The organism is Nocardioides iriomotensis, assembly GCF_004168035.1.
GTDB lineage: Bacteria > Actinomycetota > Actinomycetes > Propionibacteriales > Nocardioidaceae > Nocardioides_B > Nocardioides_B iriomotensis.
Genome location: NZ_SDPU01000020.1, coordinates 488001 through 504668 on the forward strand (window position 1 = coordinate 488001; position 16668 = coordinate 504668).

General features: G+C 71.9%; 19 protein-coding genes. 12 read left to right on the forward strand and 7 right to left on the reverse strand.

Going from position 1 to position 16668, the window contains the following annotated elements; all coding sequences use genetic code 11:
- Positions 1-14 precede the first annotated feature (14 nt).
- Both ETU37_RS09010 and ETU37_RS09015 read right to left on the reverse strand, forming a co-directional pair.
- Positions 15-503, reverse strand: a complete 489-nt coding sequence (locus ETU37_RS09010; RefSeq protein ID WP_129986873.1) for a MarR family winged helix-turn-helix transcriptional regulator — start codon at positions 501-503, stop codon at positions 15-17.
- A 48-nt stretch (positions 504-551) separates the two neighbouring features.
- Complete coding sequence (locus ETU37_RS09015) at positions 552-1766, reverse strand: acetyl-CoA C-acetyltransferase (protein ID WP_129986874.1); 1215 nt, start codon at positions 1764-1766, stop codon at positions 552-554.
- Between the two features lie 104 nt (positions 1767-1870).
- Between ETU37_RS09015 and ETU37_RS09020 the strand changes: the two genes are divergently transcribed.
- Together ETU37_RS09020 and ETU37_RS09025 are read left to right on the forward strand one after the other, a co-directional pair.
- Positions 1871-2314, forward strand: coding sequence for an acyl-CoA thioesterase (locus ETU37_RS09020; protein ID WP_129986875.1), 444 nt, complete (start codon positions 1871-1873; stop codon positions 2312-2314).
- Positions 2311-2721, forward strand: coding sequence for an acyl-CoA thioesterase (locus tag ETU37_RS09025; protein ID WP_129986876.1), 411 nt, complete (start codon positions 2311-2313; stop codon positions 2719-2721). Before ETU37_RS09020 ends, ETU37_RS09025 begins: the two co-directional genes overlap by 4 nt.
- 12 nt (positions 2722-2733) lie before the next feature.
- Here ETU37_RS09025 and ETU37_RS09030 read toward each other — a convergent pair whose 3' ends face one another.
- On the reverse strand, positions 2734-3138 hold the full coding sequence (locus ETU37_RS09030; protein WP_129986877.1) for a globin: 405 nt from the start codon (positions 3136-3138) through the stop codon (positions 2734-2736).
- A 71-nt stretch (positions 3139-3209) separates the two neighbouring features.
- On the opposite strand from ETU37_RS09030, the gene ETU37_RS09035 reads away from it, so the two are divergent.
- Positions 3210-3635 carry an OsmC family peroxiredoxin gene (locus ETU37_RS09035; RefSeq protein ID WP_129986878.1) on the forward strand — a complete coding sequence of 142 codons (426 nt, stop codon included), beginning with the start codon at positions 3210-3212 and terminating at the stop codon, positions 3633-3635.
- Between the two features lie 12 nt (positions 3636-3647).
- Here the strand turns inward: ETU37_RS09035 and ETU37_RS09040 are convergent, their stop codons facing one another.
- Positions 3648-4730 (reverse strand): mechanosensitive ion channel family protein, encoded by a 1083-nt coding sequence (locus tag ETU37_RS09040; protein WP_129986879.1) that lies wholly within the window; start codon positions 4728-4730, stop codon positions 3648-3650.
- Between the two features lie 117 nt (positions 4731-4847).
- On the opposite strand from ETU37_RS09040, the gene ETU37_RS09045 reads away from it, so the two are divergent.
- Both ETU37_RS09045 and ETU37_RS09050 read left to right on the forward strand, forming a co-directional pair.
- Positions 4848-5171 (forward strand): hypothetical protein, encoded by a 324-nt coding sequence (locus tag ETU37_RS09045; protein WP_129986880.1) that lies wholly within the window; start codon positions 4848-4850, stop codon positions 5169-5171.
- Entirely contained in the window at positions 5158-5541 is a 384-nt protein-coding gene (locus ETU37_RS09050; protein WP_129986881.1) for a DUF5130 family protein, read from the forward strand. The genes ETU37_RS09045 and ETU37_RS09050 overlap by 14 nt, the downstream gene beginning before the upstream one ends.
- An 89-nt stretch (positions 5542-5630) precedes the next feature.
- On the opposite strand, the gene pepN is transcribed toward ETU37_RS09050, so the two are convergent.
- Positions 5631-8237 (reverse strand): aminopeptidase N, encoded by a 2607-nt coding sequence (gene pepN / locus ETU37_RS09055; protein WP_129986882.1) that lies wholly within the window; start codon positions 8235-8237, stop codon positions 5631-5633.
- A gap of 116 nt (positions 8238-8353) precedes the next feature.
- On the opposite strand from pepN, the gene ETU37_RS09060 reads away from it, so the two are divergent.
- The 4 genes from ETU37_RS09060 (at position 8354) to ETU37_RS09075 (ending at position 12358) form a co-directional block, all read left to right on the forward strand.
- A complete protein-coding gene (locus ETU37_RS09060; RefSeq protein WP_129986883.1) occupies positions 8354-8992 on the forward strand; it encodes a mycothiol-dependent nitroreductase Rv2466c family protein in 639 nt (212 codons plus the stop codon).
- Positions 8993-9025: 33 nt separating this feature from the next.
- On the forward strand, positions 9026-9559 hold the full coding sequence (locus ETU37_RS09065; protein ID WP_129986884.1) for a TIGR03086 family metal-binding protein: 534 nt from the start codon (positions 9026-9028) through the stop codon (positions 9557-9559).
- A 62-nt stretch (positions 9560-9621) separates the two neighbouring features.
- Positions 9622-11439, forward strand: coding sequence for a methionine--tRNA ligase (gene metG / locus ETU37_RS09070; protein ID WP_129986885.1), 1818 nt, complete (start codon positions 9622-9624; stop codon positions 11437-11439).
- Position 11440: 1 nt separating this feature from the next.
- The gene (locus ETU37_RS09075; RefSeq protein WP_240755634.1) at positions 11441-12358 is read left to right on the forward strand and encodes an alpha/beta hydrolase; all 918 of its coding nucleotides are present in this window, start codon (positions 11441-11443) and stop codon (positions 12356-12358) included.
- Here ETU37_RS09075 and ETU37_RS09080 read toward each other — a convergent pair.
- Together ETU37_RS09080 and ETU37_RS09085 are read right to left on the reverse strand one after the other, a co-directional pair.
- Entirely contained in the window at positions 12335-13567 is a 1233-nt protein-coding gene (locus tag ETU37_RS09080; protein ID WP_129986886.1) for an RNA polymerase sigma factor, read from the reverse strand. The genes ETU37_RS09075 and ETU37_RS09080 overlap by 24 nt on opposite strands.
- Positions 13568-13584: 17 nt before the next feature.
- Positions 13585-13938: a YciI family protein gene (locus ETU37_RS09085; protein ID WP_165372463.1), complete on the reverse strand. Its 354-nt coding sequence runs from the start codon at positions 13936-13938 to the stop codon at positions 13585-13587.
- Between the two features lie 163 nt (positions 13939-14101).
- Between ETU37_RS09085 and ETU37_RS09090 the strand changes: the two genes are divergently transcribed.
- The 3 genes from ETU37_RS09090 (at position 14102) to ETU37_RS09100 (ending at position 16648) form a co-directional block, all read left to right on the forward strand.
- Positions 14102-14614 (forward strand): ribose-5-phosphate isomerase, encoded by a 513-nt coding sequence (locus ETU37_RS09090; protein WP_129986888.1) that lies wholly within the window; start codon positions 14102-14104, stop codon positions 14612-14614.
- A gap of 10 nt (positions 14615-14624) precedes the next feature.
- Positions 14625-15464, forward strand: coding sequence for an Fpg/Nei family DNA glycosylase (locus tag ETU37_RS09095; protein ID WP_129986889.1), 840 nt, complete (start codon positions 14625-14627; stop codon positions 15462-15464).
- Positions 15465-15532: 68 nt separating this feature from the next.
- Positions 15533-16648 carry a PP2C family protein-serine/threonine phosphatase gene (locus tag ETU37_RS09100; RefSeq protein ID WP_240755635.1) on the forward strand — a complete coding sequence of 372 codons (1116 nt, stop codon included), beginning with the start codon at positions 15533-15535 and terminating at the stop codon, positions 16646-16648.
- The last annotated feature ends 20 nt before the right edge of the window (positions 16649-16668 follow it).

Genomic DNA, 16668 nt, shown 5'->3' on the forward strand with positions numbered 1-16668 from the left:
GGATCAGAGGTCGGTCAGCGGATGTCGAGGCCGGGCTGGGCCGAGACCAGTCGGTCGGTGACGGCGTCGAAGACGCGGCCGACCGCCGCGAAGTCGTCGTCGGTGGACAGCGCGACGAGGTACTCCCGCACGCCGCGGACGTGGGTGTGCGCCGCGGTCTCGAGGAGTGCGAAGCCCTTGTCGGTCAGGCGCGCCTCGACGCCCCGCCCGTCGGACACGCAGGCGACCCGGTCGACCAGGCCGCCGCGCTCCATCCGCGAGACGGTGTGGGTGACCCGGCTGCGCGAGTGGCTCAGCGAGTCGGCGAGGGCGGCCATCCGGAGGCGACGTTCGGGTGCCTCGGAGAGCCGGACCAGGATCTCGTACTCCGGCAGCGACAGGTCGTGCGCCTCGCGCAGGTCCCGGTCGAGCCGGTCCATGAGCAGCGTGCTGCCCACGAGGTACGCGCGCCAGGCGCGCTGCTGCGCGGCGTCGAGCCACAGCGCGTCGTGGGTGTCGGTCATCCGTCCAGTCTAACCCGAGGTATTTGAACGTTCAATCATCCCGGACCGTCAGGAGAGCCGCTCCAGCACCAGCGCCATGCCCTGGCCGCCACCGACGCACATGGTGATCAGGCCGGTGGACTTGTCGTGGAAGTCGAGCGAGTTGAGCATCGTGGCCTGCAGCCGGGCGCCGGTCATGCCGAACGGGTGGCCGACCGCGATGGCGCCGCCGTTGACGTTGAGCCGGTCGAGGTCGATGCCGAGGTCCTGGTATGACGGCACCACCTGCGCGGCGAACGCCTCGTTGATCTCGACGAGGTCGATGTCGTCGATCGTCATCCTGGCGCGGGCCAGCGCCTGCTTGGTGGCCTCGACCGGGCCGAGGCCCATGACCTCGGGGGAGAGGCCGGTGACGCCGGTGGAGACGATCCGGGCGAGCGGGGTGAGGCCGAGCTCCTCGGCCTTCGTGTCGGACATGACGACGACCGCGGCGGCGCCGTCGTTGAGCGGGCAGCAGTTGCCGGCGGTGACGACGCCGTCGGGACGGAAGACGGGCTTCAGGTCGGCGACCGCCTCGTAGGTGACGCCCGCGCGCGGACCGTCGTCAGTGGACACGACCGTGCCGTCGGGCGTGGTGACCGGCGTGATCTCGCGGGCCCAGAACCCGTTGTCGATCGCCTTCTCGGCGAGGTTCTGGCTGCGCACGCCGAACTCGTCGAGCTCCTTGCGGCTCAGGCCGCGGGCGGTGGCGACGTTCTCGGCGGTCTGGCCCATGGCGATGTACGCGTCCGGGACGTTGCCGTCCTCGCGGGGGTCGCGCCAGGTGGTGCCGCCCTGCGCGGCCTCGTCGGTGCGCGCCCGGGCGTCGGCGAACAGCGGGTTCTGCGTGCCGGGCACGTCGGAGGTGCCGTTGGCGAACCGCGACACCGTCTCCACGCCGGCGCTGACGAACACGTCGCCCTCGCCGGCCTTGATCGCGTGGAAGGCCATCCGCGTGGTCTGCACGGACGAGGAGCAGTAGCGGGTGATGGTGGCGCCCGGCAGGTGGTCGTAGCCGAGCAGCACCGACACGATCCGGGCCATGTTGAAGCCGGACTCGCCGCCGGGAAGGCCGCAGCCGAGGTACAGGTCGTCGATGTCCTTCGGGTCCAGCCCCGGCACCTTGTCGAGCGCGGCGCGCACGATCGTGGCGGTGAGGTCGTCGGGCCGCAGGTCCTTCAGCGAACCCTTGTTGGCGCGGCCGATGGGGGAGCGGGCCGCGGAGACGATCACTGCTTCGGGCATCGGGCACTCCGCTCGTGAGGGGTCGGTCGGGGTCGGTCGGGGTCGATCGGATGCGTCCGTGGACGCCTTGCCACTCTAGGGCGAGGCACTGGAAGGATGAACGAGTGGCTCGTCACATCTACGACTGCCCGCTGCGGTGGGCCGACATGGACTCGCTCGGGCACGTGAACAACGTCGTCTACGTCGACTATCTCCAGGAGGCGCGCGTCGACATGCTCCGCGTGCACGCCCCCGCCCAGGGCGGCGAGGAGCTCGCCGAGGGGGTCGTCGTGGTCCGCCACGAGGTGGAGTACGTCCGGCCGCTGGTCTTCCGGCCCGAGCCGGTGCGGGTCGAGTCGTGGGTGACCCGGATCCGGGCGGCGACGTTCACGCTCGGCTACGAGATCCTCGACGAGCTGCCGGACGGCGAGCGGCGGGTCTACCTGCGGGCCAGCACCGTGCTGACGCCGTACGTCTTCGCCCAGGAGCGGCCGCGCCGGGTCACCGACCGGGAGCGCGAGGTCCTGAGCCGCTTCCTCGAGACCGTCGACGAGGGAGCCGCGTCGTGAGCGCGCACGAGTACGTCTGCCACGTCCGGTTCTCCGACGTCGACGTCTACGGCCACGTGAACAACGTGAAGTACTTCGAGTACTACCAGGAGGCGCGGATCGACTTCCTGAAGGTGATGCGTGAGGCCGACCAGCCGCACCTCGCGACGGTGGTCGCGCGGATCGACGTCGACTACAAGCGGCCGATCCTGTTCCGGCCCGAGCCGTACGTCGTGCGCACCCGCGTCGCCCGGGTCGGGACCTCGTCCTACGCCCTCGACAGCGAGATCGTCGACGGCTCGGGCGACGCCGCCGTCGTGCTGTCGCGGGCGAGCGCGGTGCTGGTGGCCTACGACCTGTCGTCGCAGCGGTCGCGTCCGCTCACGGAGCGCGAGCGCGACGTCCTGACCGGGGCCACGGGCGGTTAGCCGGCCGGGCGCCTAGTCCTCGTCGAAGCTGTTGATCATGAACTGCGCGGCGTGCGTGACGTAGTCCCAGAACTGCGCGTCCTGCTCCGGTGTGAGCGCGGCGGCGTCGAGGCCGGCCCGGAAGTGCAGCAGCCAGTGGTCGCGGGCCTTCCGCGTCACCTTGAAGGGTGCGTGCCGCATCCGCAGCCGCGGGTGGCCGCGGTTGTCGGAGTACGTCGTCGGCCCGCCCCAGTACTGCGCCAGGAACAGCGTGAAGCGCTCCGCCGCCGGGCCGAGGTCCTCCTCGGGGTACAGGGGGCGGAGCACCTCGTCGGTCGCGACGCCTTCGTAGAACCGGTCGACGATCGTGGCGATGGTGTCGTAGCCACCGATCTGGTCGTAGAAGGTGTCGCCCTGCTCACCCGTCGAAGCACTCACTTGTCTATTGTCCCGGACCCGGCAAGGCTCTGCGTCGTACCCCCTGACATCCACGACGTGAAGGAGCACCGATGGCTGCCACTCGTACCGCCAACGCCCACTGGGAAGGTTCCCTGTTCGAGGGAGCCGGACGCGTCAGCCTGGACTCGTCGGGCCTTGGCACCTTTGACGTCTCCTGGCCGGCTCGCACCGAGGAGGCGAACGGCAAGACCAGCCCCGAGGAGCTGATCGCCGCCGCGCACTCGTCCTGCTACAACATGGCGCTGTCGAACGTCCTGGCCAAGGCGGGAACGCCGCCGCAGGCGCTCGACACCCGCGCGGACGTGACCTTCGAGCCCGGCAAGGGCATCACCGGCTCGCACATCACCGTGGTGGGCACCGTCGAGGGCATCGACGCCGACGCGTTCGCCGAGGCCGCGGAGGACGCCAAGAAGAACTGCCCCGTGTCGCAGGCGCTCACCGGCACGACGATCACGCTGGACGCGTCGCTGGCCTGACCGGGCCTCGCGCTACGACGTCGAGGGAGCCCCGGACCCGCCGTCCGGGGTTCCTTCGCGTCCGGCCGCGGCGCCCGCCGGCTCGCGCAGGTCGTTGCCCGCGTTGGCCGGGTGGTCGCGGTGGATGATCACCCTGGCCGGGCGGGCGAGCTCGATGCCGAGGTGGTCGAAGCGGGCCTTGATCCGCTCGCGCAGCTCGCGGGCGACGCCCCACTGCTCCAGGGGAGCGGTCTTCAGCGTCACCCGGACGGTGATCCAGTCGGGCGTCATCTCCTGGACGCCCCAGACCTCGGGCTCCTCGATGATCACCTTGCGGAAGTCCTCGTCCTCCCAGAGCTCGTGGGCGACGTCCTTGAGGATGTCCTGCACGTGGTAGAGGTCCTGCTCGTGCGAGACGGGTACGTCGACCACGGTGCGCGCCCAGTTCTGGCTCTGGTTCCCGACCCGAAGGATCTCGCCGTTGCGGACGTACCAGACGGTGCCCTCGACGTCGCGCAGCCGGGTCACCCGCAGACCCACGGCCTCGACCGTGCCGACGGCCTCGCCGAGGTCGACGGCGTCACCGACGCCGTACTGGTCCTCGGTGATCATGAAGATGCCGGACAGGAAGTCGCTGACCAGGCTCTGCGCGCCGAAGCCGAGCGCCACGCCGACGATCCCGGCGCTGGCGATCAGCGGGCCGACGGCGACGCCGATCTCCGCGAGGACCGTGATGCCGGCGATGGTGAAGATCACGATCGACGCGATGCTCTTGAGCAGCGAGCCCATGGTCTGCGCCCGCTGCACCCGGCGGCCCGCCACGACCGCGGCGGAGTGCTCCTTGACGACGCTCTTCCGGTGCTTGAGGACCGGCGTCGGAAGGCCCTCGGCGGCCCGGCTGGTCACCCGGTCGATCATCCGGTGCAGGAACCACCGCGCGGTGAACGCGATCAGCAGGATCACGAGCACGGCGATCGGCTTGGCGACCAGCCAGTCGGCGGCAGTCGCCAGCCACTCGTTGCCGGTCGCCTTCAGCACGGCGCGGCACCAGGCGTCGTCGGTCGCGCAGGTGGGCGCCTCGACCGTTGACAGCAGGGACGTCGTCGCGAAGCTCATGGGCCGTGACACTAGCCAGACGGCGTCGCCGTGCCCAAACCGAGTTCGATACCCTTGGTGACCGTGACGACGCCTCGCCGAAAGACTCGCGCGCGCCAGCTCCGGCGCGCCCTTATCATGACCCCCGCGGCCGCCCTCGTGGCGCTCGCCGCCCCCGCTTCGGCGGCGCCCTCGCAGTGGGACCCCGTGGAGCCGGTCTCCGCGCTGGACTTCCTGCTGGTGCTGGTGATCATCCCCGGCGCACTGTTCCTCGTGATCTTTCTCCTGTCGTACCTCGGCGGGATGATGCGGTCCGAGTCGAGCTACCAGCCGGGCCTCGCGTGGCGCAACGAGCCGGAGTGGTTCGGCGGCCCCCGCGGCGGTCTGGACAAGGTCGACGAGCAGCCCACGGTGACGGCCGGCGACGCCCCCGAGCGGGGAGGTGCCAGTGGCCGCTGGTGACGCGTTCACCGCGTCGCAGCGCCACCAGATCGACAAGGCGATCCGCGACGCCGAGCAGATGAGCCGCTACGAGTTCTCCGTGTACGTCGGAGCCTCCGACGGTGAGACGCGGCCGTTCGCGCAGCGCCTGCACGCCGCGCTGGCCGCGCCGGACCGGTCCGTGCTGGTCCTGGTCGACCCGGCCGCCCGGATCGTCGAGGTGGTGACCGGCACCGTCGCGCGGCGCGACCTCGACGACGCCGAGGTGAAGCTCGCCACGCTGGCCATGCAGTCCGCGTTCGCGGCCGGCGACCTGGTCGGCGGCATCGTCGCCGGTGTCCACCAGCTCGCCGAGCACGCCCGCCGCCCGACGCTGCAGCACGGCGGCTGACCCGCGGCCGCACGCGACCCGCGACACGACGAGGGCCCCGCACCGACCGGTGCGGGGCCCTCGTGCGTGTCAGGCGTGGACGGGGCCGCTCAGGCGTCGGCCGCCTGCGCCGCCAGTGCACGGACGATGTCGGCGCGGACCTCGGAGACGTACCGCTTGGCGGCCGGGTTGGCGTCCGACGACGCCAGCCAGGCGTCGACCTTGTCGAGCGTCTCCTGGCTGGTCAGCGCGCGCGGGAACATGTACTCCAGCGCGGTCGACGCGATCTGGGTGCCCTTGTCCTCCCAGATGGTGTCGGCGACCTCGAGGTACCTGTCGAGGTACGGCGCCAGCACGTCGGGCTGCCCGGCGGTGTCGAACACGTAGGCGATGTGCCGCTGCGTCTCGTTGGGCGTGCCGTCGCGCACCGCGCCGTCCGCCCAGGACTTCTCCTTGGTCTCCGGGTCCGGGAGCACGGCGAACGCCGCTGCGGCCTTCTCGTGGCCGGAGATCGTGTTGTCCGACGCGAGCTCCTGCTCGATCCGGGCCTTGTCGGCGTGGCCACCGGCCGCGAGCGCGGTGAGGATGATCCAGCGCATGTCGGTGTCGATGCGCAGGCCCTCGAGCTGCTCGCTGCCGTCGAGGAGGCCGGCCAGGAACGCCATGGCCTCGTCGCTCCGGCCGGCGCCGGTGTAGGACGACGGCGGGATCCGCTTGCCGTGGGTGCCGGCGAAGCACTTCATGAACGTCAGCTGGTTGTCGCTGCCCGGAGCGGCGTTGCGCAGCTCGGTCCAAAAGCCCTGCTCCCACTCCAGCCGCAGCGCGTCGCGCTTCGACGGGTGCGCGAACTGCTCGATGGCGACCTGGGCGTACTGCGGCAGCTGCTTGACCGCGGTGTCGTCGGTCTCGGCGCCGATGCCGCGCAGCACGAGCGCGACGAAGTCGCCGGCCGACATCTCGGCGTCGCGGGTCATGTCCCACGCGGCCGACCAGCACAGCGCCCGGGCGAGCGAGTCGTCGAGCGTGTCGATCGACTCCACGACGGTCGCCAGCGACCGCTCGTCGAGGCGGATCTTGGCGAAGGTGAGGTCGCCCTCGTTCAGCAGCAGCAGGTCGGGCTGCTTCTCGCCGACGAGCTTCGACACCTCGGTGGAGGCGCCCTCGATGTCGGTCTCGAACGACGAGCGGCGGACCAGGCGGGCCGGCCCTCCTGAGCCTGTCGAAGGGTCGGCCCGGTCGTAGAGCGCGATGCCGATCCGGTGCGGGCGGAGCGTCGGGAACTCGGCCGCCGCGGACTGGGCGACCGCGAACGTCGCGTAGCTGCCGTCGGCGTCGAGGGTGAAGTCGGCCGCCAGCGTGTTGACGCCCGACGTCTGCAGCCAGGCGTTGGCCCAGGTGCGCAGGTCGCGGCCGGAGGTCGCCTCCAGTGCGTCGAGCAGGTCGGTGAACTCGCTGTTGCCGAACGCGTGCTTCTGGAAGTACGCGCGGAGGCCGGCGAGGAACTCCTCCTCGCCGACGTACGCCACGAGCTGCTTGAGCACCGAGGCGCCCTTGGCGTAGGTGATGCCGTCGAAGTTCACCTCGACGGCCTCGAGGTCGTAGTTGTCGGCCGCGATCGGGTGCGTGGTCGGCAGCTGGTCCTGGCGGTAGGCCCAGTTCTTGCGGTGGTTGGTGAAGCCTGTCCAGGCCTCGTCGTACTGGGTCGCGTGCACCGCGGCGTGGTGCGCGGCCCACTCGGCGAACGACTCGTTCAGCCAGAGGTCGTCCCACCACCTCATCGTCACGAGGTCGCCGAACCACATGTGCGCCATCTCGTGCAGGATCGTGTTGGCGCGCTGCTCGTAGAACCAGCGGGCCTGCTGGCTGCGGGGGAGGTACTCGTCGCGCAGCGTCACGCAGCCGGCGTTCTCCATCGCGCCGTTGTTGAACTCCGGCACGTAGAGCTGGTCGTACTTGTGGAACGGGTACGGGAAGCCGAAGGCCTGCTCGAAGAACTCGAAGCCCTGCTGCGTGACCAGCACGAGCTCCTCGGTGTCGAGGTACGGCGCGACCGACTGGCGGCAGTAGTGGCCGAGCGGGATCGTGCCGTGCTTGCCCTCGTAGACGTCGAGGACCTCGTGGTACTCGCCGGCGACGACGGCGGTGACGTAGGTCGACATCCGCTCGGTCTGCGGGAAGTTCCACACCGCCGTGCCGCCGGGCTGCGCGACCGGCTCCGGGGTCGGCGCGTTGGACACGACCTTCCAGTCGGCCGGGGCGGTCACGTTGAACGTGAACACGGACTTGAGGTCGGGCTGCTCGAACGTGGCGTAGATGCGCCGCGCGTCGGGGACCTCGCACTGGGAGTACAGGTAGACGCGGCTGTCGGCCGGGTCGACGAAGCGGTGCAGGCCCTCGCCGGTGTGGCTGTAGAGCATGTCGGCGGTCACGCGGAGGACGTTCTCGGCCTGGAGGTCGTGCAGCGCGATCCGGCCCTGGGCGTAGAGCTCGGTCCAGTCGAGCTCGCGGCCGTTGAGGGTCAGCGCGGAGATGTCGGCGCCGACCAGGTCGACGAAGGTGCTCGCGCCGGGCTCGTGGCAGCGGAAGGTCAGCGTGGTGGTGGAGCGGAAGGTCTTGGTGCTTCCCGTCGCCAGGTCGAGGTCGACGACGTAGGAATCCACGTCCAGGAGGGCCGCGCGGGCGCGCGCCTCCTCCCGGGTCAGGTTCGTTCCAGGCATGTGCGCATCCTGACACCCGATTCGGGGAATAAACGAATCGAGACCGTTTGTACACATAGTCGTATGGACCGATCGAACCGGACAGTCCGGTTCCTGCACCGAGGAGCTCATGCACCATGTCCGAGTCGCGCACCACGACCACCGGCACCGACGACCGCACCCCCGTCGACTTCTGGTTCGACCCGCTCTGCCCGTGGGCGTGGATGACGTCGCGGTGGCTGCTCGAGGTCGAGAAGGTGCGCCGGATCGCTCCGTCCTTCCACGTGATGAGCCTGGCCTACCTCAACCAGGACAAGGACATCCCCGACGAGTACCGCCAGATGCTCGAGCCCGCCTGGGGCCCGGTTCGCGTGGCGATCGCCGCCGCCCAGGCCGAGGGCGACGGCGTCCTGCTGCCGCTGTACACCGCGATGGGCGAGCGGATCCACCTCCAGCAGCGCGAGATCAGCCGCGAGCTGGTCGAGGAGGCGCTCGCCGAGGTCGGTCTGCCGACGTCGCTGGCCGATGCGATGGACTCCACGGAGTACGACGACGACCTGAAGAAGTCGCACCACGCGGGCATGGACCAGGTCGGGATGGACGTCGGGACGCCGGTCATCTCCGTCGACGGCACCGCGTTCTTCGGCCCGGTCGTCACGCCCGCCCCCAAGGGCGAGGCCGCCGGTCGGCTCTGGGACGGCTGCCTGCTGGTCGCGAGCACGCCGGGCTTCTTCGAGCTCAAGCGCACCCGCGACAAGAGCCCCGACTTCTCCTAGAGCCGGCCCCGGAGGCGGGTCTACGGTGGACGGGTGAACGCCACCCACGACGCCGTCCGAGTGCTCTCGCACGCGCTCGACCAGACGGGCGACCTGCTGGCCCTGGTGCATCCCGACGACCTGGGCCGTGCGACCCCCTGCCCCGACTGGACGGTGCAGCACCTGGTCGACCATCTCGTCGCGACGCCCGGGCGCTTCCTGCAGATGATGAACGGCGAGCAGCCCGACTGGGCCGCGGAGCCGCCCCGCATCACCGGGGACTGGGCCGGCGCCTTCCGGGTCTCGGCGGACGACCTGATCCACGCCTGGCACGGCAGGCCCGACGCCGAGACCGCGTCGGCCGACTGGCAGTCGGCCGAGCTCGCCACCCACACGTGGGACCTGGCCCGGGCGATCGGCCGGTCGACCGACGACCTGGACGCCGAGGTGGCCGAACGCGGCCTGGCGTTCATGCAGGCGAACCTCACCGCCGACAACCGGTCCGTCGCCTTCGGCCCGGAGCAGCCGGCGCCGGCGGACGGGTCGGCGTACGACCGGATCGCCGCGTTCGCCGGCCGCACCGTGTGACCCGCGTCCCGCCGCCCGCGACCGACGCGCAACCCGGTGGCGCTCCTCACTAGGCTCTGCGCATGAGCAAAGTCCTGTCCGCCGTCGCCTGGCCGTACGCCAACGGCCCGCGCCACATCGGCCACGTGGCCGGTTTCGGCGTGCCCTCCGACGTCTTCAGCCGCTACATGCGGATGGCCGGACACGACGTGCTCATGGTCTCCGGCACCGACGAGCACGGCACCCCGATCCTCGTCGCCGCCGACAAGGAGGGCGTCAGCGCCCGCGAGCTGGCCGACAAGAACAACACCGTGATCGTGCAGGACCTGGTCGACCTCGGGCTGTCCTACGACCTGTTCACCCGGACCACCACCGGCAACCACTACAACGTGGTGCGCGAGATGTTCCGCACGGTGCACGGCAACGGCTACATGGTCGAGCAGACCACGCTGTCGGCGATCAGCCCGTCGACGGGCCGCACTCTGCCCGACCGCTACATCGAGGGCACCTGCCCGATCTGCGGCTACACCGAGGCTCGCGGCGACCAGTGCGACAACTGCGGCAACCAGCTCGACCCCACCGACCTCAAGGAGCCGCGCTCCAAGATCAACGGGGAGACGCCGGAGTTCGTCGAGACCCAGCACTTCTTCCTCGACCTGCCCGCGCTCGCCGAGGCGCTGGGGGAGTGGCTCGACGACCGCGAGGCCTCGGGCACCTGGCGGCCCAACGTCATCAAGTTCTCCAAGAACATCCTCGAGGACATCCGTCCCCGCGCGATGACCCGCGACATCGACTGGGGCATCCCGGTCCCCGGCTGGGAGGACCAGCCGACCAAGCGGCTCTACGTCTGGTTCGACGCGGTCATCGGCTACCTCTCGGCCTCGATCGAGTGGGCCCGCCGGCTCGGCGACGCCGACCGCTGGCGCGAGTGGTGGAACCCGGCGCCCCACGGTGGGGAGGATGCCCTGTCGTACTACTTCATGGGCAAGGACAACATCGTCTTCCACTCGCAGATCTGGCCCGCCGAGCTGCTGGCGTACGACGGCCGCGGCGACCGTGGCGGCGAGCCCGGGGAGTACGGCGCGCTGAACCTGCCGACCGAGGTCGTCTCCAGCGAGTTCCTGACGATGGAGGGCAAGCAGTTCTCGTCCTCGCGCGGCGTGGTGATCTTCGTCCACGACGTGCTGGCCCGTTACCAGCCCGATGCGCTGCGCTACTTCATCAGCGCCGCAGGGCCGGAGACCTCCGACAGCGACTTCACCTGGGCGGAGTTCGTGCAGCGCACCAACTCCGAGCTGGTCGCCGGCTGGGGCAACCTGGTCAACCGCACCGCGAACATGATCGCCAAGAACTTCGGCGAGGTGCCCGCGGCGGTCGCCCTCGAGCCCGTCGACGAGGAGGTGCTCGCCGCGGTGGCCGCCGGCTTCGAGACCGTCGGCGACCTGATCGGGCGGCACCGCCAGCGTGCCGCGATCGCCGAGGCGATGCGCGTCGTCGGTGAGGTCAACCGCTACCTGACCGCGACCGAGCCCTACAAGATGAAGGGCGACGACCAGCGGGACCGGCTCGCGACCGTGCTGCACGTCGCGGCGCAGTGCGTGCTCGACTGCAACGTGCTTCTCGCGCCGTTCCTGCCGCACTCCTCCAACAAGGTGTGGGCGACGTTCGGCGGCGAGGGCGAGTTCATGCCGATGCCGCGCATCGAGCACGTGCAGGACCTCGACCCCGACGACGGGGCGGGCATCGGCACCTACCCGATCATCACCGGGGAGTACTCCGGCACGCCGCGCTGGGGGCGCCGCCCGGTCGAGGTCGGCACGACGGTCGAGAAGCCGACCCCGATCTTCACCAAGCTCGATCCGTCGGTGGTCGACGAGGAGCTCGAGCGGCTCGGTCGCTGACGTGGCGCTGCACCCGCAGGCCGAGGCGGTCCTCGCCCAGTGGGCGGCCGGCCCGCACGTGACGGACCCCCGCTTCGGTGCCGCTGAGATCGCCCGGCTGCGCGCCGAGGCGGTCGCGGTGGCGGCCGAGGAGCCCCGGGAGACGGTGGGGCAGGTCGTCGACGTCGACGCCGACGGCGTGCGCTGCCGGCTCTACGTGCCCGAGACCGGGACGCCGGCCCAGCTGGGCGGGCTGGTGTTCGTGCACGGCGGCGGCTTCGTGTTCGGCGACCTCGACACCCACGACGGCCAGTCGCGCCGGCTCGCCAACCGCACCGGGATGGCCGTGCTGGCCGTCGACTACCGCCGTCCGCCCGAGCACCGCTTCCCGGCCGCGCCCGACGACGTCGACACGGCTGTCGCCTGGTTCGTCACCCAGGGCGCGTCGTGGGGCGTCGACCCGACCCGGCTGGCGGTGATCGGCGACAGCGCGGGCGGCAACCTCGCGCTGGTCGCCGCGCTGCGCAACCCGCAGCTGTTCGCGGCCGCCGTGCTCGTCTACCCGTTCCTCGACCCCGAGGCGGCCGCGGCGTCGTACGCCTCCGAGTCGCTGGCGAGCCTGGCCGCCGACGAGTGCGCCTGGTACTGGCAGCAGTACGCCGCCACCCCCGACGACCTGTCCCACCCCGACCTCGCGCCACTGCGCTCCGACCGGCTCGGCACCCTGCCGCCCACCCTGGTGCAGGTGGCCGAGCACGACGTGCTGGCCGGCGAGGACGTCGAGCTGGCCCGACTGGTCGCCGAGGCGGGCGGCACCGTCAGCACGACGCTCTACCCCGGCATGGTGCACGGGTTCTGGCGGCACCCGCAGGCCTTCGACGCCGCGGAGGAGGCGCTGGCCGAGGCCGCGAGGTTCCTACGCGCCACCCTCGAGGGCTGACCGCCGCGCGGCCAGGTGCTGCCGCTCGACCTCGTTTCCGCACAGCGCCAGCGCCTCGTCGTACGCCGCCCGCGCCTCGTCGTCCCGGCCCGCCCGCGCCAGCAGCTCCGCCCGCACCGACGGGAGCCGGTGGCTGCCGGGCAGGCCGAGCCCGTCCAGCAGCGCCAGCCCGGCGAGCGGTCCCTCCGCCTCCGCGACGGCCACCGCGCGGTTGAGCCGGACGACCGGCGAGCCCGTGACCGCCTCCAGCTCGGCGTACAGCTCGGCGATCCGTGGCCACGCCGTGTCCTCCGCCGTCGGCGCGACGGCGTGCTCGGCGGCGATCAGCGCCTCCAGGAGGTACGGCGTCCCGGCCGGTGCGTCCGCGACCCACGGGGTGAGCAGGGCCAGCGCCTCCGCGATCTCGTCGTGCCGCCAGCGCGAGCGGTCCTGGTCGGGCAGCAGCACGAGGCCGCCGTCGGGCCCCACCCGCGCGTCGCGGCGGGAGTGCTGGAGCAGCACGAGCGCCAGCAGCGCGTCGAGCACCGGGCCGCGGGGGAGCACCTCGCGCACGACGCGCACCAGCCGGACCGCCTCGCCCGCGAGGTCGGCCCGCAGCGGCTGGTCGCCGGAGGTCGGCGCGTAGCCCGCGGTGAAGGCGAGGTAGGCCACGTGCGCCACGACCGGGACCCGCGCGGCCAGGTCGTCGGGACCGGGCACCGCGAAGGGCACGCCCGTCGCCGCGAGCTTCTTGCGCGCCCGGGTCAGCCGCGCCGCCATCGTCGCCCGGGGCACCAGGAACAGCCGGGCGACGTCGTCGGTGGCCACGCCGAGGACCAGCCGCAGGGTGAGCGCGGCCGCCGACTCCGGTGCGAGCGAGGGGTGCGCGCACATCAGCACGAGGCGCAGGCGCTCGTCGAGCACGGGCTCGCCGGGATCGGCCATGTGCCGCTCCGCCTCCTCCTGGGTGCGCGCGTCGACGACCAGCAGCGGCTGCTTGCGCGCGGCGATCGCCTCGGCGCGCAGCCGGTCGACGGCCTTGCGCCGCGCGGTGGTGAGCAGCCACGCCGGCGGGTTGCGCGGCGGCTCGTCGCCCCACGTGCGCGCCGCCGCCTCGAACGCGTCGGCGAGGGCGTCCTCGGCCAGGTCGAGCCGCCGGTACTGCGCGACCAGCAGGGCCAGCAGCCGGCCCCAGTGGTCGTGCCAGACCTCGTCGAGGAGCGCCGTCACGTTCCGACCGGGTCCGCTCAGTAGTCCGGGACGTCGACGACGGGACGGATCTCGATCGTGTAGCCCGTCGGCAGCAGCCTGGCCGCCGCGATCATCGCGTCGAGGTCCGGCATGTCGACCACGTAGAAGCCGCCGAGCTGCTCGGCCGACTCGGCGAACGGGCCGTCGGTGACCGTCCAGGTGCCGTCGACGGACCGGAGCGTGGTCGCGGTGTCGGACCGGTCGAGCGCGCGGCCGCCGAGGACCTCGCCGCGGCGCGCCACCTCGTCGTCGAAGGCCCGGTGCGCCACCAGCACCGCCTGCCGCTCCGCCTCGGTCGCGTGGTCCCACGCCTCCGGCTCGGTCTCGGTCAGGAGGACGACGTACCTCACCGGGCCTGGCCCGGGTCGCCGGAGTGCCCGCGCTCGGCCGGCAGGGCCGCGCAGGTCGTCGACTTGGTCATGGGTGGTTCCTCTCTCGGTGGGGTGAGTCTTCCACCCCGATGACGGACGGGCCCGGACGGAATCGACGACCCCGGGTGCGAGAATCCCGGCCATGCGCGTTCACCTCGGCTCCGACCACGCCGGCCTCGAGCTCAAGGAGCACCTCCTCAACTGGCTCGCCGATCACGGTCACGAGGCCGTCGACCACGGGCCCTTCGTCTACGACGCCGTCGACGACTACCCGGTGTTCTGCCTCCGGGCCGCCGAGGCGGTCGCCGCCGACCAGCAGGACGGCGTGAGCGCCCTCGGGGTGGTGGTCGGCGGGTCCGGCAACGGCGAGCAGATGGCGGCCAACAAGGTGAAGGGCGTGCGCTCGGCCCTCGTCTGGAGCGAGGAGACCGCCGTGCTCGCCCGCGAGCACAACGACGCCAACGTCATCTCGGTCGGCGGCCGGATGCACACGGTCGAGGACATGACCCGGTTCGTGGAGGTCTTCCTGGGCACCGAGTTCACCGGCGAGGAGCGGCACGTCCGCCGGATCGGGATGCTCGCCGACTACGAGAAGACCGGCAACCTGCCGCCGTTGCCCGCCTCGGCGCTCGGGCACGGTCCGGACCAGGGCTGAGCGGCCGCCCGTGCCCGAGGGCCACACCCTGCACCGCCTCGCCGGCGGCCTGCGGGACCGGTTTGGCGGCCGCCCCGTGCGCGCCTCCTCGCCCCAGGGCCGGTTCGCCGACGCCGCCCGGCTGATCGACGGCACGACGCTTCTCGACGCGCAGGCGTGGGGCAAGCAGCTGTTCGTCGAGTTCGACGCCGGCCGCTTCGTGCACGTGCACCTCGGCCTGATCGGGCAGCTCGACCTGGCCGACGGGCCCGCGCCTCCTCCGGTGGGCGCCGTACGCCTGCGGCTGGAGAGCGTCGAGCCGCCGGCGTCGTACGGCGACCTGCGCGGCGCGACGACGTGCGCCCTGCTCACCGCCGAGCAGCGCCAGGCCGTGCTCGACAGGCTCGGTCCCGATCCGCTGCGCGACGACGCCGACTGGACCGCCGCCTGGGCCAAGGTCAGCCGCAGCCGCAAGCCGATCGGCGCGCTGCTGATGGACCAGGGCGTGCTTGCCGGTGTCGGCAACGTGTACCGCGCCGAGCTGCTCTACCGGCACCGGATGCACCCGCACCGGCCGGGCAACACGCTGCGGCGCGGCCAGTTCCAGGCGATGTGGGACGACCTGGTGACGCTGATGCACGAGGGCGTCCGCACCGGGCGCATCGACACCGTCCGGCCCGAGCACACGCCCGAGGCGATGGGGCGGCCGCCGCGCGTCGACGACCACGGCGGCGAGGTCTACGTCTACCGGCGGCACGGCCTGCCCTGCCTGGTCTGCGGTGCCAAGGTCCGCACCGAGGTGCTGGAGGGGCGCAACCTGTTCTGGTGCCCGCGGTGCCAGCCGCGCTTCCGCTCCCGCGCGTCCCGCTGACCCGGACGGCTGCGGGGCCACCGGGCGAAACCAGCGTGTCGCACCCGCGTGGCCACTATGGTTCAACCGTGGTCGCAGCCCCCGCATCCGACCGCCTGTCGTCCGTGCCCGTACGCCAGGCGCTGTCGCGACGGTGGAGCCTGGTGCTGCGGCGCTACCGCAACGCCGAGGTCACCTGGCTGCTGTTCCTCGGGCTGGTGACCCTGCTGCTCGGGTTCGCCCTGTGGCGCAGCGACGTCGTGCCGGTCACCTCGCTGATGATCCCGATGGTGCTCGCCAGCAGCGCCCTCAACCCGCGCACCCTCCCGTGGTTCGTGGTCTACGTGCTCGGCGTGATGGTCATCGTCGTCGCGGCCACGGCCAACGACCAGCTCGACGGCCGCCGCGTCGGCGGGGTCGTCGTCTCGTTCGCGGTGGGCCTGATCATCCTCGTGTCCTCGTTCCGCCGGTCGCAGCTCGGCGTCGCCGGCGCCCGCAGCGAGTCGATGCTGGTCGACCTCCGGGACCGGATCACCAAGCAGGGCCACATCCCGAACCTCCCCGAGGGCTGGTACGCCGAGGCGGTCACCCGCTCGGCCGGCGCCTCGTCGTTCGCCGGCGACTTCATGGTCGCCTCGCTCTCGCGCGACGGACGGCACTTCGAGGTCGCGGTCGTCGACGTGTCCGGCAAGGGCGAGCAGGCCGGCACCCGCGCGCTGCTGCTGTCCGGCGCCTTCGGCGGGCTGCTCGGTTCGATGCCGGCCACCAACTTCCTCCCGGCCGCCAACGACTACCTCCTCCGGCAGGACTGGAGCGAGGGCTTCGCCACCGCGGTGCACATGTCGCTCGACCTCGCCACCGGGCAGTTCGAGATCCGCTCCGCCGGCCACCCGCCGGCCGTGCAGATGAAGGCCGGCTCGGGCCGCTGGGCCGTCCACGAGGCCGAGGGACCGATCCTCGGCCTGATGTCCGACGCCGAGTTCACCACGGTCACCGGCACGCTCAACAAGGGCGACGCTCTGCTGATGTTCACCGACGGCCTGGTCGAGACACCCACGCGGGACATCTCGCTCGGCATCGACAAGCTGCTCGGCCAGGGAGAGCGGCTGCTGCGCAGCGGCTTCGAGGGCGGCGCCCGGCGGCTGATCGTGCAGAACGACTCGATGAACGACGACCGCGCGCTGTTCCTGCTGCACCGCCGCTGACGCCGCTCACCGGCCGGCTC